Below are 14,814 nucleotides of genomic sequence, written 5' to 3'. Positions count from 1 at the left end.
CCCGGTAGTCGGTCGGCGACCGTGAGGTCGAGGGAGCACAGCGCCCCGATCTCCTCCCGCCACCCGGCCAGACCCCCAGCGCCGGCCGGGCCACCCGGACCGACCCGATCACCCGGACCGACCATGACCGCGGCCACCCGCCGGCCGGGGCGCAGCCGCTGGTTCGCCCGGAACTGCCGCAGCCCCGTCACGACCCGCCGGAGCCGGTCGATCTCGGCCTCGGCGGCCGGATCTGCGCGGCCGGCGATCGAGACCGGCCAAGGCGCGGTCACCACCGTCGTCCCCCCGGTCAATGCCGTCCACAGTTTTTCGGTCACGAACGGGATGACCGGATGCAGCAGGCGCAGCAGGACGTCGAAGCAGTGGCCCAGCACGGCCCGGGCCGGGTCCGCCGCCGGGCCACCCGCCCGCAGCGGGATCTTGGCCAGTTCGAGGTACCAGTCGAAGAGCTCGTCCCGGGCGACATGGAAGAGCGTCTCGCAGGCCCTGGCGAACTCGAACTGTTCGTAGTAAGTGTCGACGTCGGCCACCACGGCCCGCAGCCGGGAGAGAATCCACCGGTCCGCGGCGGACAGCGGCCCGCCGGCGAACGGGTCCGCGGTCGGGTCGGCGCCGTTCATCAGCGCGAAACGGGTGGCGTTCCAGAGCTTGTTGACGAAGTTGCGGCTGGCGTCCACCGCATCCTCGGACAGCGGGACGTCGGCCCCGGGATTGGCTCCCCGGGCCAGGGTGAAACGCAGCGCATCCGCGCCGTGGGAATCGATGAGCGCCAGCGGGTCGATCGCGTTTCCCCAGCTCTTGCTCATTTTCTTGCCGTGCGCGTCCCGGATGAGCCCGGTCAGCGCCACTGTCCGGAAGGGCACGTCAGGCATCGTGTAGGAGGCGAGCATCATCATCCGGGCGACCCAGAAGAAAATGATGTCGTATCCGGTGAGCAGGACGGCGGTGGGATAGAAACGGCGCAGATCCGCCGTGTCCTGCGGCCAGCCCAGCGTGGAGAACGGCCACAGCCCGGACGAGAACCAGGTGTCGAGCACGTCGACGTCCTGGCGAATGCCGGTGGCGCCGCAGGTTCCGCAACGGTCGGGATCGAGCATCTCGTCCCCGGCGGGCGGCACGGTGACGTGCCCGTCCGAGCAGTACCAGACCGGGATGCGATGGCCCCACCACAGCTGGCGGCTGATGCACCAGTCATGCATGTCGTCAACCCAGCCGAAGAACCGCCCGGCGAGCTCCGGCGGGCTGATCGTGGTCCGACCGTCACGGACCATGTCCCCGGCGGCGCGGGCCAGCGTGGCGACCGCGACGAACCACTGCAGGGACAGCCGGGGTTCGACGACCGTCTGGCACCGGTCACAGTGCGGAACGGCGTGGAGGTAGGGCCGCCGCTCCGCGACGATGCGCCCCTCCGCCCGCAGTGCCGCGGTGATCGTGCTGCGCGCCTCGAACCGGTCGAGCCCCTGGAAGGGGCCGTGGGCGATGATGATGCCGCGCTCGTCCATCACAGTCAGGCTCGGCAGGCCGTGCCGCCGGCCGATCTCGAAATCGTTCGGATCATGGGCGGGGGTGACCTTCACCGCGCCGGTACCGAAGGCGGGATCGACGTGCTCGTCGGCGATGATCGGGATCCGCCGGCCCGTCAGCGGAAGCTCGATCTCGGTGCCGACGAGATGCGCGTACCGCTCGTCGCCCGGGTGCACGGCCACCGCCGTGTCACCGAGCATCGTCTCCACCCGGGTGGTCGCCACCGTCACCGGGCCGTAGGAGATCGAGACGAGCTCGCCCTCCTCCTCGAACGCGTCGACCTCGATGTCCGACAGGGCGGTCAGGCAACGGGGGCACCAGTTGATGATCCGTTCTGCCCGGTAGATGAGCCCGTCGTGGTACAGGCGGGCGAACATGGTGCGCACGGCCCGGCACAGGCCCTCGTCCATCGTGAACCGCTCGCGGGTCCAGTCGACGCCGGCCCCGAGGCGGCGCATCTGCTCGCCGATAGTGCCGCCGTAGGACTCCTTCCACGCCCACACGCGCTCGACGAACGCCTTGCGCCCGAGATCGTGCCGGCTCCTGCCCTCCCGCGCCAGCGCCCGCTCGACGACGTTCTGGGTCGCGATGCCGGCGTGGTCCGTGCCGGGCAGCCACAGCACGTCGTAGCCCTGCATCCGCCGCCGCCGGGTCAGCGCGTCCATGAGCGTGTGCTGGAAGGCGTGGCCCATGTGCAGCGAACCGGTGACATTGGGCGGCGGGATGACGATGCAGTACGGCGGACGCCCGGGCGCGCCGGTGGGAGTGAAGACACCCTGCTCGATCCAGCGCCGGTACAGCCCGGACTCTACCGACGACGGCGCGTACGTCGTCGGCAGATCAAGACGGATACCAGGCGTGGTCATGTGGGCCAGTGTATGAGGAGGCACCGACCTGATCGGCGGGAGAACCGACCGCGCTGGCTGGTGAGGACCCCTGGAAGCAGGACTTCGGCGGGTTCGGTCCGGACCGCTCGCGGGTAGACAGACAACCATGCGGCCTACCCAAGGCGAGATCCCCGGACGGATCTCCCGGGGGTGCTGAGGGTGCGGTGCTGAGGGTGCTGCGCTGGTTCGCCCCGATCGCCCCGTTGCTCATACTCGCCCTGGTGGTCGGACTGCACCTGAGCAACCCGGGATGGAACATGCTCGGACTCGCGATTCTGAGCCCCATGCTCGCGGCCACGTTCGCCGGCCCCCGGCTGACCGCCGGCTACGGGGTGGCGGCGATCCTGGCGGGCATCCTGCTGAGTCTGCACAATGACCTGTTCGGCCGGAGCGGCGGTGGCCCGACGGCCCAGGTGGTCCGGTTGGTCGGGGTCACGGCCGGCGGAGTGATGGCCGTCCTGGTCAGCCGGTACAACATCCGACGCGAGACGAAGCTGCAGAACGTCACTCGGGTGGCCGAGGTGGCGCAGCAGACGATCCTCAGTCCCGTCCCGTCGTCGTCCGGGGGGCTGCGGTTCGCCGTCCGCTACGAGAGTGCCACCGTGGAGGCCATGATCGGTGGGGATCTGTACGAGGTCGTCGACAGCCCGTGGGGAACCCGCCTGCTCATTGGTGACGTACGGGGCAAGGGGCTCGACGCCGTGCGGATCGCGAGCCGGGTGCTCAGCTGCTTCCGGCTAATGAGTCGACACACGGGCGACCTGCGCGATCTGCTGGCGAACCTCGACGCGGAGGTCGCCGATGTCAGCGGCCTGGACGACTTCGTCACCGCGGTCGTCGGGCAGGTCGACGGCAGCCGTCTGACGCTGGCGAACGCGGGACATCCCGATCCCGTTCTCGTTCGTGCCGGGCAGGCGGATCTGCTCACCGTCTCGTCCAGGCTGCCACCGCTCGGGCTGATCATGGACGGGAGCAACGTGACGGACGCCGCGCTGCGGGCGGGGGATCGCCTGCTGCTCTATACCGACGGCATCACCGAGGCACGCGCCCCCACGACCGGCGCCTTCTTTCCCCTACTACCCGCGGTCGAGGCCGCGTTCGCCCACGCGTCACTCGACGAGGCGCTGACCGATCTCGCCGACCGGGTCCGGGACTGGACGCGATCGACGCTGAACGACGATGTGGCGCTCCTGGCGGTCGAGGTTCCCGGACCGACCCGGCACGCCGGCCCAACCGACGATCGGGTGATCACTGGGAGCTGTCGGCGACCCCCTTGGCCAGCCGGTCCGCCCGCTCAATCCGTTCGTCGATCTCGTCACGGCAGGCCACCAGCCGGCTGATTTTCTCGTCGATCTCGACACGGAGCCTCCGGTAGGCCGACGTGCCCTCGGTCAGCAGCCGGATGCGGTCCGCGTCGTCGGACGCCACGTGGTACTCCTGCCGGACCTGGGCGAGACGATCCTCGTAGGCGAGGATCGTGCGGATCTCGTCCAGGTTGAAGCCGAGCAGCGTCTGCAGCTCGCGGATGCGCCGCACCCGGGCGAGGTCGGAATCCGCGTACAGCCGGTTCCCGCCCAGGGTGCGCCCAGACGGGGTGAGCAGCCCCACCTCCTGGTAGTACCGCAGGGCCCGCACCGAGACGCCCAACTCCTGCGCGGCCTGACCGATCCCGCGCAGGTCACGAGCCGCGTCCTTGGCCGCGTCCCTGGCCGCGCTCTTGGCTGCGTCGCCGTCCCGCACCAGGCGATTGTCCCGCATGACGCCATCGGCGGATCTGATCATCGACGTCGGGGCCTTTCTCCCGCTCGGCCTGTCCCGCGCTCGGCCTATCCCGCGGCCTATCGCTCGGCGACCAGGGGGCTGCTCGGAAGAGCACTCCCGGCACCGTCCTCCATCGCCGCGATGTCGCCCGCGCCGGCCAGCCCCTCGGCCGTCTCTTCGAGCAGTGGACGGCGCACGTGCGGCCGGTCCTTCCCGCGCAGCCAGGAGAAGCCCGCGGCGACCAGGCAGACGACGGCGGCGAAGGCGAAGGCGAGGCGCAAACCGTCACCGAACGGCCCGGAGATGAGGTTCGGGAAGAAGGTGTGCCCGGTGAGGAAGTCGGCCTTCGCCGGGTCGAGCTGCGACAGGGTGTCCAGGCCGAGCAGTCGCTCGGTGGGGTTGTACCCGAGGAATGCGGCGAACAGGCTGCCGATCGGCGGCAGGTCCGCCAGCTCGTGCGCCTTCGCCGGGGAGACGCCCTGCCCGACAAGCCCGGAGTACATGGCGTCCGGAAGGCTGGCGGCCAGCCCGAGCGCGATGATGGTGAAGAAGACACCGATGGACAGCACGCTGGCCGAGTTCTGGAACGTGTTGAGCATGCCGGCACCGGCACCACGCTGGTTGGGCGGCAGCGTGTTCATCACGCTGCTGGTGTTCGGCCCCGCGAACAGGCCCATGGACAGGCCCATCAGCAACAGGATCAGCGCGAACCACGGATAGTCGAAGTCGATGGGAATGGCGTCGAACAGCAGGAACGCCACCGCCGTGATCACCAGCCCCAGGGTGGCGAACGGACGCGCACCGTAGCGGTCGGCGAACCGGCCGGCCAGCGGCCCCGCCACCAGGAATCCGACGGTCACCGGAATCAGGTAGATGCCGGCCCACAGCGGGGTCTTCTCGAAGCTGTAGCCAGGCAGCGGCAACCAGATCCCCTGCAGCCAGATGATCAATATGAACTGCAGACCACCACGGGCGAGCGCGCCGAGCAGGGCCGCGATGCTGCCCATGGTGAAGGTCCGGCTCCGGAACAGGTCCAGGCGGAACATCGGGTCGGCGGAGCGCAGCTCGATGACGACGAAGCCGATCAGCACCGCGAGACCGCCGAACAGGCAGCTCAGCACGAACGGCTTGGTCCAGCCCATCGTGTGACCGCCATAGGGCTGCAGCCCGTAGACGATGCCGGTCAGGATCGCGATGAGGCCGACCGCGAACGTGATGTTGCCGGCCCAGTCGATCCGGACCTGGGTGCGCGCCCCGTTGTCGCGCAGCTTCAGGTAGGCCCAGGCCGTCCCGAAGATGCCGAACGGCACCGAGACAAGAAAGACCAGATGCCATTCGACCGGCGCCAGCAAACCTCCGATCAACAGCCCCAGAAATGATCCGACGATCGCCGCGACGCCGTTGACCCCCAGGGCGAGCCCGCGTTCGTTCGCCGGGAAGGCGTCAGTGATGATCGCGCTGGAGTTGGCGACGAGGAAGGCACCGCCCACGCCCTGCAGCACCCGCATGATAATGATCCACCAGGCGGCTGCCGTGCCATGCATCCAGGTGACGGCGAGCAGGATCGAGAACAGCGTGAAGATCGCGAAGCCGAGGTTATACATCCGCACCCGGCCGAACATGTCGCCGACCCGCCCCAGACTCACCACGAGCACCGAGGTGACCAGCAAGAATCCCATCATGATCCAGAGGAAGTACGAGGTGTTCTCCGGTGCGAGCGGGTCTATCTCGATTCCCCGGAAGATGTCCGGAAGGGCGATGAGAAGAATCGAACTGTTGATCGTCACCATCAGGATGCCGATGGTCGCGTTCGACAGCGCGATCCACTTGTAGTTGTCCGGACCGGGCCGGGCCAGGACCTCGTCGGCCCCGAGCGGCAGGATGCCGGCGGCGGTGTCGGAAGTCGTCACCGCACGAAGGTAGCGTCTCCATCTAACGTCAGCGGTAGATATGACATGGTTCATAGCGGTCGGGAGGCCGACCGATCGTCAAGAAGGTCCTCGCGGAAGCGGAGGCGGCGGTCATAGCCGCGGCAACCAGCGCGAGCGTGGGCGTGGCGGCGTCGAGCTGACCGTGTCGCCATTACCGTTGCGAACGGGTGGTATCTGGTATCTGGTGATATACGGTGCTCACCGTTCACCCGCTACGCAGCCGGTGGTCGAGCGCGGTGTGCCGCTGGCCGTGACCGGCGGCCCGCACCGCCTGGCCGATCGCCCGGCGGGACCCCACCAGCACGACCAGCGTCTTCGCCCGGGTGACGGCCGTGTAGAGCAGGTTGCGTTGCAGCATCATCCAGGCGCTGGTGGTGAGCGGGATGACGACCGCGGGGTACTCACTGCCCTGGGAGCGGTGGATCGTCACCGCGTAGGCGTGGGTCAGCTCGTCGAGCTCCCCGAAGTCGTAGTCGATGTCCTCGTCCTCGTCGGTCCGGATGGTGAGCGTCTGGTTTTCCACATTCAGCGCGGTGACCACGCCGAGAGTGCCGTTGAAGACCCCGCTCGCGCCCTTGTCGTAGTTGTTGCGCACCTGCGTGACCTTGTCGCCGACCCGGAACGTCCGGCTGCCAAAGCGCCGCTCGGCCACGTTCGGGCGGGACGGCGTCAGGGCCTCCTGCAGCAGGGTGTTCAGCGCGCCGGCCCCCGCCGGGCCGCGGTGCATCGGGGTCAGCACCTGCACGTCCCGGCGCGGATCGAGCCCGAACTTCGCCGGGATCCGCCGGGCGACCACCTCCGCGGTGATCTTCGCCGCCTCCTCCGCCTCCTCGGCGGCGAACAGGAAGAAGTCGGGCAGTCCCCGGACCAGCGGATAGTCGCCGCGGTTGATGCGGTGCGCGTTGGTCACCACCCCGGACTCGGTCGCTGCTCGGAAGACCTGGGTGAGCCGGACATGCGGGATCGGCGTCCCCTCGGCGAGCAGGTCGCGCAGCACCTGGCCGGCACCGACCGATGGCAGCTGGTCGACGTCGCCGACCAGCAGCAGATGCGCGCCGGGCGGAACCGCCTTGGCAAGCTTGTTCGCCAGCAGCAGGTCGACCATCGACGCCTCGTCGACGACGATCAGGTCGGCGTCGAGCGGGCGGTCCCGGTCGAAGGCGGCGTCACCGCCCGGCCGCAGCTCCAGTAGCCGGTGCACCGTCGATGCCTCGTGCCCGGTCAGCTCGGTCAGCCGCTTCGCGGCCCGGCCGGTCGGCGCGGCGAGGATCACCTTCGCCTGCCGGGCCAGCGCGAGCGTCACGATGGAGCGGACGGTGAAACTCTTGCCGCAGCCCGGTCCGCCCGTCAGCACGGCGACCTTGGACGTCAGGGCAAGCTGCACCGCATCGCGCTGTGCCGGCGCGAGCTCGACCCCGGTCCGCTCCCGCAGCCAGCCCAACGCCCGGTCCCAGTCCACCGAGACGAAGGCGGCCAACCGGTCCGCGCCGGTGTTCAGCAGGCGGCGCAACTGGCCGGCGACGGAGATCTCGGCCCGGTGGAAGGGCACCAGGTAGATCGCGGCCGTCGGCGTCGCCGGATCCTCGCTCGGAACCTCCTCCCGGACGACCCCGTCCTCGGCGACCAGCTCCCCCAGGCACTCGATGACGTCGCCGGTGTCGACCTGGAGAATCTGCACGGCGTCGCTGATGAGCCGGGGTTCGGGCAGAAAGCAGTGGCCACCGCCGTCGGTGGCCTCGGACAGCGTGAACAGCAGGCCAGCCTTGATCCGCTGCGGACTGTCATGCGGAATCCCCACCGCCTTCGCGATGGTGTCCGCGGTGCGGAACCCGATGCCCCAGACGTCCGTGGCCAGCCGGTAGGGCTCATTGCGCACCACACCGATCGACGCGTCCCCGTACTGTTTGTAGATCCGCACCGCCAGCGAGGTGGACACACCCACCCCCTGAAGAAAGACCATCACCTCCTTGATGGCCTTCTGTTCCTCCCACGCCTCGGCGATCGCCCTGGTACGCTTCGGGCCGAGCTTCGGCACCTCGATGAGCCGTTCCGGCTCCTTTTCGATGACGTCCAGCGCCGCGACCCCGAAATGCTCGACGATGCGTTCGGCCAGGCGCGGACCGATGCCCTTGATGAGGCCCGAGCCGAGATAGCGCTGCACGCCCTGGACGGTCGCCGGCAGCACGGTCGTGTAATCCTCGACCTGGAACTGGCGGCCGTACTGCGGGTGCGAGCCCCATCGCCCCCGCATCCGTAGCGACTCCCCCGGCTGCGCGCCGAGCAACGCCCCAACGACGGTCACCAGGTCGCCGCCGCGCCCGGTGTCGACCCGCGCGACCGTGTAGCCGGTCTCCTCGTTGGCATAGGTGATCCGTTCCAGCACCGCGTCGAGGACCGCGCCGCGGAAGGGTTCGCGTCCGGTCATGGCAGCCGCCGGGACGCCGGGACGATGAGAATCACCGCTTCCTCGGGGTGGGACAAGACGATCTCCAGCTTCGGATGGGGTAGCAGGGTAACGGACCGAGCGGGGCAACGAACAGAACGGCCGGGGCGGGCGGTGTCCGCCCCGGACCGTGTGCCCATCCTGCCCTTCGGTCGATCGCCACCGTTCCCCGGCGCGGTCCGGCCGTCCCCTTCCGTGACCAGTACCGCGAAGTAGGTCCGCCGGCATCCTTTTCAGACACCCTCGCTAGCTCAAGGGGCGCCGCTGTTCCTCTTCAAGTGCCCGACGCAGCCGGGTGACCACGGCGTCCACGCCGGCGGAGGTGCGGAATACGACGACGGCTGTCCCGGCTTCGGCAGGTGTTTCGAGATGCTCGAGCGCCACCTCCATCGCACGGTTGAACTCCTCGCCGGGGGAGGTGGTCTCGCCTCGGAGCCAGCGTCGGAGCACATGGTTGTGGGCGGTGACGATGGCCGCGGACACCAGCTCGGCACGCAGGGCGCCGTCGGGCTCGTTGCCCATCCAGTCGCGCAGGAACCTGGCGAACAGGCGCTGATACTGCCGGATGCCGGCCACCTCGCGGGCGCGGAGTACAGGGACGGTGCTGGTCAGGCGGTAGCGGGCGCGCGCGAGCTCGCCCTCGGCGAGGTAGTGCTGCAACACGATGCGGGCGGCCTCCGCGAGAGCGAGCCCGCGGGTCTCTGGAGCGGCGGTCGCGAGCCGGGCTTCGATGTGGCCGAGCAGCACGTCGTGCTCAGGAAAGATCACGTCCTCCTTGGACCGGTAGATCCGGAAGAACGTCGTCCGACCGACGCCCGCGCGTTGCGCGATGTCGTCGACCGTCGTGCCCTCGAAGCCACGCTCCTCGAAAAGCTCGAACGCCGCCGCGACGAGCCTGTCCTTGGCCAAGCGGGCCGGCTGCTGCTCCACGGCACCGAAATTACTTGGTGGTACGTAGTTCCACAACTATGATACTGCGTACCAACACCGTGGAGGAGGAGCCAGGTGAACGCCATCAACAAGGTCGGTGTCGTCGGCTGTGGCCTGATGGGTGCCGGGATCGCCGAGGTCTGCGCCCGCGCCGGCAAGGACGTGGTCGTCGTGGAGATGACCACGCCCGCCGTGGCCGCGGGACGGCAGCGTCTGGAGACATCACTGTCCCGCGCGGAGAGCCGCGGCAAGGTGGCCAGCGCCGCGGAGGTGCTCGCACGCATCCAGGTCGTCGAGGACATCGAGGCCCTGGCCGACCGCGGCCTCGTGGTGGAGGCGATCGTCGAGGACGAGACCGCCAAGTCCGCGCTGTTCAAGCGACTCAACGACGTCGTCAAGGACCCGGACGCGGTGCTGGCCTCCAACACCTCCTCCATTCCGATCATGAAGCTCGCCGTGGCCACCGAACGGCCCACCCACGTCCTGGGTATCCACTTCTTCAACCCGGTCCCGGTGCTGTCCCTAGTCGAGCTAGTGCCGAGCCTGCTGACCGGCCCGGAGACGACCGAGCGGGCGCGGGCGTTCGTGCAGGACGATCTGGGCAAGCACGCCATCGACTGCCAGGACCGAGCGGGCTTCGTGGTCAACGCCCTGCTGATCCCGTTCGTGCTCTCGGCGATCCGGATGCTGGAGTCCGGGTTCGCCACGGCCGAGGACATCGACCAGGGACTGGTCCGTGGTGCCGCCCACCCGCAAGGACCACTGGCGCTGGCTGACCTGATCGGGCTGGACACCACCAAGGCGGTGGCCGAGTCGCTGTACGAGGAGTTCAAGGAACCCCTCTATGCGCCGCCGCCGCTGCTGGCCCGCATGGTCGACGCTGGCCTGCTGGGCCGCAAGACCGGCCGTGGCTTCTACACCTACTGAGCGCCCTAGTAACTGAAGTAACTGAGCGCCCTGGTAAGCGACCTAGCGAGCGAGGAACCCATGACCGCCACCGACTTCGACCTGTACCGACTCAGCGACGAGCACCTCGAGCTGCGCGACGCCGTACGCACCCTGGCCTACGACAAGATCGCGCCGTACGCCGCCCACGTCGACGCCCACAGCCGGTTCCCGCAGGAGGCCTACGACGCGCTGGTGGCCTCCGACTTCCACGCGCCCCACGTCCCCGCCGAGTACGACGGCGTCGGCGCCGACGCGCTCGCCACCTGCATCGTCATCGAGGAGGTCGCCCGCGTCTGCGCGTCCTCCTCCCTGATCCCCGCCGTGAACAAGCTCGGCAGCCTCCCGCTCATCCTCGGCGGCACCGACGACCTGAAACAGCGATACCTCCCACCGCTGGCCCGCGGCGAGGCCGCCTTCTCCTACGGCCTCTCCGAACGTGAGGCCGGCTCCGACACCGCTGCGATGAAGACCCGCGCCGTCCGCGACGGCGACCACTGGGTGCTCTCCGGGCAGAAGTCCTGGATCACCAACGCGGGGATCTCCGAATACTACACCGTGCTCGCCGTCACCGACCCCGACGGCCGACGCGGCGCCAACATCAGCGCTTTCATCGTGGAGAGCTCCGACCCGGGCTTCTCCGTCGGCAGCCCGGAGAAGAAGCTGGGCATCAAGGGCTCTCCGACCCGCGAGCTGCTCTTCGACGACTGTCGCATTCCCGAGGACCGTCTCATCGGGGAGCTCGGTCACGGCCTCCGGCTGGCACTGCGTACTCTCGACCACACTCGGGTGACCATCGGTGCACAAGCCATCGGCATCGCCCAGGGCGCACTCGACCTCGCCCTGGACTACGTCAAGGAGCGCAAGCAGTTCGGCAAGCGCATCGCGGACTTCCAGGGGATCCAGTTCATGCTTGCCGACATGGCCATGGCGCTGGAGGCCGCGCGCCAGATGGTGTATGTCGCCGCCGCCAAGTCCGAGCGGGAGGACGCCGACCTCACGTTCTTCGGCGCCGCCGCCAAGTGTCTGGCGTCGGACACCGCCATGCAGGTGACCACCGACGCCGTACAGCTACTCGGCGGCTACGGCTACACCCAGGACTTCCCCGCCGAACGGCTCATGCGGGACGCGAAGATCACCCAAATCTACGAAGGTACCAACCAGATCCAGCGCATCGTCATGGCCCGCCAGCTCCTCGCCGGCTAACTCCGCTGGCTCTACCCAGAGGGAGTTACCGGGCTCATGGGAGTTACCGGGTCGGCTGTAGGACAGGCTCGGTTCCGGTAGCCATCGGCGGGGTCGTGGCCGTGAGCGCGGAACCGGCCCCGCCGGGTCACCGGTCGGAGCGCCACAGCCGCCGGAACAGCTCGTAGTTCTCCCACGGCTGCGCCGTAGCGGCGCTACCCTGGCGCGGGACAGGCGACGGGCGGACGAACGTCACGGACGCTCCCGGGGCGCGGCGGGTCTCGGGAACGCGGCGGTGTCGAGCAGCCGCGCGAGCCGTCAAGGCGAACCCGGCATGAGGCCCGCGGCGCAGGGAGGATTCCGACGATGACAGGCGGCTTCGCCCACCAGGCGAACCGGCTCGCCCCGGCCCGGACGCTGCCCACCCTCGACATCGATCCCTTCCGGACCGGCGCCACGAACCGAGGTGAGTTCCTCGCCGCCCTGCGCGAGGCCTGCCACGGCCCGGGGTTCTTCTACCTGACCGGACACGGCGTCCCGGCCTCGCTCACCACCGCGATCCTCGACGTGAGCCGCCGGTTCTTCCAGCTGCCCGAGGCGTCGAAGCTGGAGATCGAGAACATCCACTCGCCGCACTTCCGCGGGTATACCCGGCTCGGGCACGAGATCACCCGGGGCCGCCCCGACCTCCGCGAACAGATCGACATCTCCGATGAGCGCCCGGCCCGTGACCTCGGCCCCGACGATCCGGTCTACCTGCGCCTCGACGGTCCCAACCAGTGGCCCGCGGCCCTGCCCGAGGTGCGTGACACCGTGCTCGCCTACATGGCGGAGCTGGGCCGGCTGGGCCGGATGCTGGTCCGGGCGTTCGCCGAGTCGCTGGGCCTGCCCGCCGACCACCTCGACCGGACCTTCGCCGACGAGCCGCGCTCGCACCTGAAGCTGATCCGGTACCGACCGGCGCCGCCCGGCTTCGGCGACGGCTACGGCCAGGGAGCCGGCTACGACCAGGGAGTCGGGGCGCACAAGGACGGCGGCTTCCTCACGTTCGTCCTCCAGGACCACGTCCGCGTGCTCCCGGAGCGGGCCCCGGCCGGCGGGCCGGGCGAGCCGGGTGAGCCGGCGGTGGGGGCGGCCGGCCTGCAGGTGGCGGACGGGGCCGACGGCTGGATCGACGCGGTCCCCGAACCCGGCGCGTTCGTCGTCAACATCGGCGAGATGTTCGAGCTGGCGACGCGGCGCTACTACCGGGCGACCGTGCACCGGGTCGTCAGCCCACCATCGGGCCACGAGCGGGTGTCCGTGGCGTTCTTCTTCGGGCCGCGGCTGTCGGCCACCCTGGAACCGGTTCCGCTGCCGGGCGAGCTGCTCCGGCAGATCACCGACGCGCCCCCGCCCGATCCGCACAATCCGATCTTCGCCCAGCACGGGGTGAACACCCTCAAGAGCTGGCTACGCAGCCATCCCGAGGTGGCGCGGCGCTACTACGCCGACGTCGAGGCCGACGTCGAGCACCCCAAAGGACCCAAAGGAAAAGCCCTGTGACGACGATCCCCCCGGGTCGGAGCTTCGAGACCCGGCAGCTCCACGCCGGAGCCGCCCCGGACCCGGCGACCGGCGCGCGCGCCGTGCCGATCTACCAGACGACCTCCTTCGTGTTCGACGACACGCGGCACGCGGCCGAGCTGTTCTCGCTGGCCGAGGTCGGCTTCACTTACACCCGGGTCGTCAACCCCACGCAGGACGTCTTCGAACAGCGCATCGCGGATCTGGAGGGCGGGGTCGCGGCCCTGGCGACCGCCAGCGGCCAGGCCGCCCAGTCCCTGGCGGTGCTGAACCTCGCCGCCGCCGGGGCGCACCTGGTGTCGTCGACCTCGCTGTACGGCGGGACGTACGCGCTGTTCAGGAACACGCTGGCGGAGTTCGGGATCGAGACCACCTTCGTCGACGACCCGGACGACCTCGACGCCTGGCGCGCGGCGATCCGGCCGAACACCGCCGCGCTCTACGGCGAGACCATCGGCAACCCCCGTGGGAACGTTCTCGACGTCGCCAGGATCGCCGAGGTGGGGCACGCCGCGGGGGTACCGCTGATCGTGGACAACACCCTGGCGTCGCCGTACCTGAGCCGCCCTCTCGAACACGGCGCCGACATCGTGGTGCACTCCGCCACCAAGTTCATCGGCGGGCACGGGACGTCGATCGGCGGTGTCATCGTCGACGGCGGGCGTTTCGACTGGGGCAACGGCCGTTATCCGCGGTTCACCGCACCGGATCCGGCCTACCACGGCCTGGTCTTCCTCGACGCGTTCCCAGAGACCGCCTACATCGTGCGGGCCCGCGCGCGGCTGCTGCGCGACCTGGGCCCGGCCCTGTCCCCGATGAACGCCTTCCTGCTGCTCCAGGGGATGGAGACGTTGTCGCTACGGATGGAGCGGCACAGCGCGGGCGCGCTGCGGGTGGCACAGTGGCTGTCCGAGCGGGACGAGGTGATCTGGGTCGCCTACCCGGGCCTGGCGTCGAGCCGCTGGTATCCGGCGGCCCGGCGCTACCTGCCCGATGGTGCCGGCGCCGTGCTGGCCTTCGGTATCCGCGGTGGTGACGCCGCCGGGCGGGCGTTCATCGAGGCCCTCGAACTGCACAGCCATCTCGCCAACGTCGGGGACGTCCGCTCGCTGGCGATTCATCCGGCGTCCACGACCCACGCCCAGCTCACCCCCGCCGAGCAGGCCAACAGCGGGGTGAGCGAGGAGCTGATCCGCCTGTCGGTCGGCATCGAGGGGGTCGACGACATCCTGGCCGACCTGGAGAAGGGCTTCCGCGCGGCCAAGGGGCACTGACCGGATTCGGCATCCGCCGCACTGCGAAGAGCCCAATATTTCACTAGCTCTATCGACAAACTCTACTTACCCCACTAAGTTTGCCTACTAGGTTTGTCAGATCAGCCGCTTGGCTGATGGTTGACCGAGCTGTCACGAGCGCCAACGTTCAGCCCTGGCTTGTTGACCGGCAACCCTCGTTCGCGAAGGGGTGCCCCGGATGAGGACACGGCCGTGCCCCCGGGTGCGGCAAGCGCGGGCCCGTACTCCCGGGCCCGAGCCGAGGGAGCTGTGAGATGTCGGGAGCGACTCGCCACGCCAGTGGCCGCTTCACGCTCGCATGCCGGTGCGGGACACAAGCCGTTGCCCACGTGCTCAGCCCCTGGGCG

Annotated in this window: 10 protein-coding genes and 1 riboswitch; of the genes, 5 read left to right on the top strand and 5 right to left on the bottom strand. The window is 69.5% G+C overall.

Features of this window, described 5'->3' with window-relative positions; all coding sequences use genetic code 11:
• Nucleotides 1-2,390: valine--tRNA ligase (locus AC08OP_RS04405; RefSeq protein ID WP_476613015.1), on the bottom strand; the 2,390-nt coding region annotated here is incomplete at its 3' end.
• A gap of 185 nt (nucleotides 2,391-2,575) precedes the next feature.
• Between AC08OP_RS04405 and AC08OP_RS04400 the strand changes: the two genes are divergently transcribed.
• Nucleotides 2,576-3,751, top strand: coding sequence for a PP2C family protein-serine/threonine phosphatase (locus tag AC08OP_RS04400; RefSeq protein WP_476613014.1), 1,176 nt, complete (start codon nucleotides 2,576-2,578; stop codon nucleotides 3,749-3,751).
• On the opposite strand, the gene AC08OP_RS04395 is transcribed toward AC08OP_RS04400, so the two are convergent.
• From AC08OP_RS04395 to AC08OP_RS04380, 4 genes are all read right to left on the bottom strand, one after another.
• On the bottom strand, nucleotides 3,660-4,169 hold the full coding sequence (locus AC08OP_RS04395) for a MerR family transcriptional regulator (protein ID WP_476613013.1): 510 nt from the start codon (nucleotides 4,167-4,169) through the stop codon (nucleotides 3,660-3,662). The two genes, AC08OP_RS04400 and AC08OP_RS04395, sit on opposite strands and share 92 nt — an antisense overlap.
• Nucleotides 4,170-4,249: 80 nt before the next feature.
• On the bottom strand, nucleotides 4,250-6,082 hold the full coding sequence (locus AC08OP_RS04390; protein ID WP_476613012.1) for an MFS transporter: 1,833 nt from the start codon (nucleotides 6,080-6,082) through the stop codon (nucleotides 4,250-4,252).
• 226 nt (nucleotides 6,083-6,308) lie between these two features.
• Nucleotides 6,309-8,528, bottom strand: coding sequence for an SF1B family DNA helicase RecD2 (gene recD2 / locus AC08OP_RS04385; RefSeq protein WP_476613011.1), 2,220 nt, complete (start codon nucleotides 8,526-8,528; stop codon nucleotides 6,309-6,311).
• Nucleotides 8,529-8,792: 264 nt separating this feature from the next.
• Nucleotides 8,793-9,476 carry a TetR family transcriptional regulator gene (locus AC08OP_RS04380; protein ID WP_476613010.1) on the bottom strand — a complete coding sequence of 228 codons (684 nt, stop codon included), beginning with the start codon at nucleotides 9,474-9,476 and terminating at the stop codon, nucleotides 8,793-8,795.
• 75 nt (nucleotides 9,477-9,551) lie between these two features.
• On the opposite strand from AC08OP_RS04380, the gene AC08OP_RS04375 reads away from it, so the two are divergent.
• The 4 genes from AC08OP_RS04375 (at nucleotide 9,552) to AC08OP_RS04360 (ending at nucleotide 14,446) form a co-directional block, all read left to right on the top strand.
• On the top strand, nucleotides 9,552-10,403 hold the full coding sequence (locus tag AC08OP_RS04375; RefSeq protein WP_476613009.1) for a 3-hydroxybutyryl-CoA dehydrogenase: 852 nt from the start codon (nucleotides 9,552-9,554) through the stop codon (nucleotides 10,401-10,403).
• A gap of 60 nt (nucleotides 10,404-10,463) precedes the next feature.
• Nucleotides 10,464-11,627, top strand: coding sequence for an acyl-CoA dehydrogenase family protein (locus tag AC08OP_RS04370; protein WP_476613008.1), 1,164 nt, complete (start codon nucleotides 10,464-10,466; stop codon nucleotides 11,625-11,627).
• A 345-nt stretch (nucleotides 11,628-11,972) separates the two neighbouring features.
• Nucleotides 11,973-13,151 carry an isopenicillin N synthase family dioxygenase gene (locus tag AC08OP_RS04365; RefSeq protein ID WP_476613007.1) on the top strand — a complete coding sequence of 393 codons (1,179 nt, stop codon included), beginning with the start codon at nucleotides 11,973-11,975 and terminating at the stop codon, nucleotides 13,149-13,151.
• Nucleotides 13,148-14,446, top strand: a complete 1,299-nt coding sequence (locus AC08OP_RS04360; RefSeq protein ID WP_476613006.1) for a bifunctional o-acetylhomoserine/o-acetylserine sulfhydrylase — start codon at nucleotides 13,148-13,150, stop codon at nucleotides 14,444-14,446. The genes AC08OP_RS04365 and AC08OP_RS04360 overlap by 4 nt, the downstream gene beginning before the upstream one ends.
• Nucleotides 14,447-14,576: 130 nt before the next feature.
• Nucleotides 14,577-14,687: riboswitch (SAM riboswitch) on the top strand.
• Nucleotides 14,688-14,814 lie beyond the last annotated feature (127 nt).

This window comes from Frankia sp. CeRuru1, from assembly GCF_977966315.1.
This window is presented reverse-complemented; position numbering and strand designations above follow the sequence as displayed.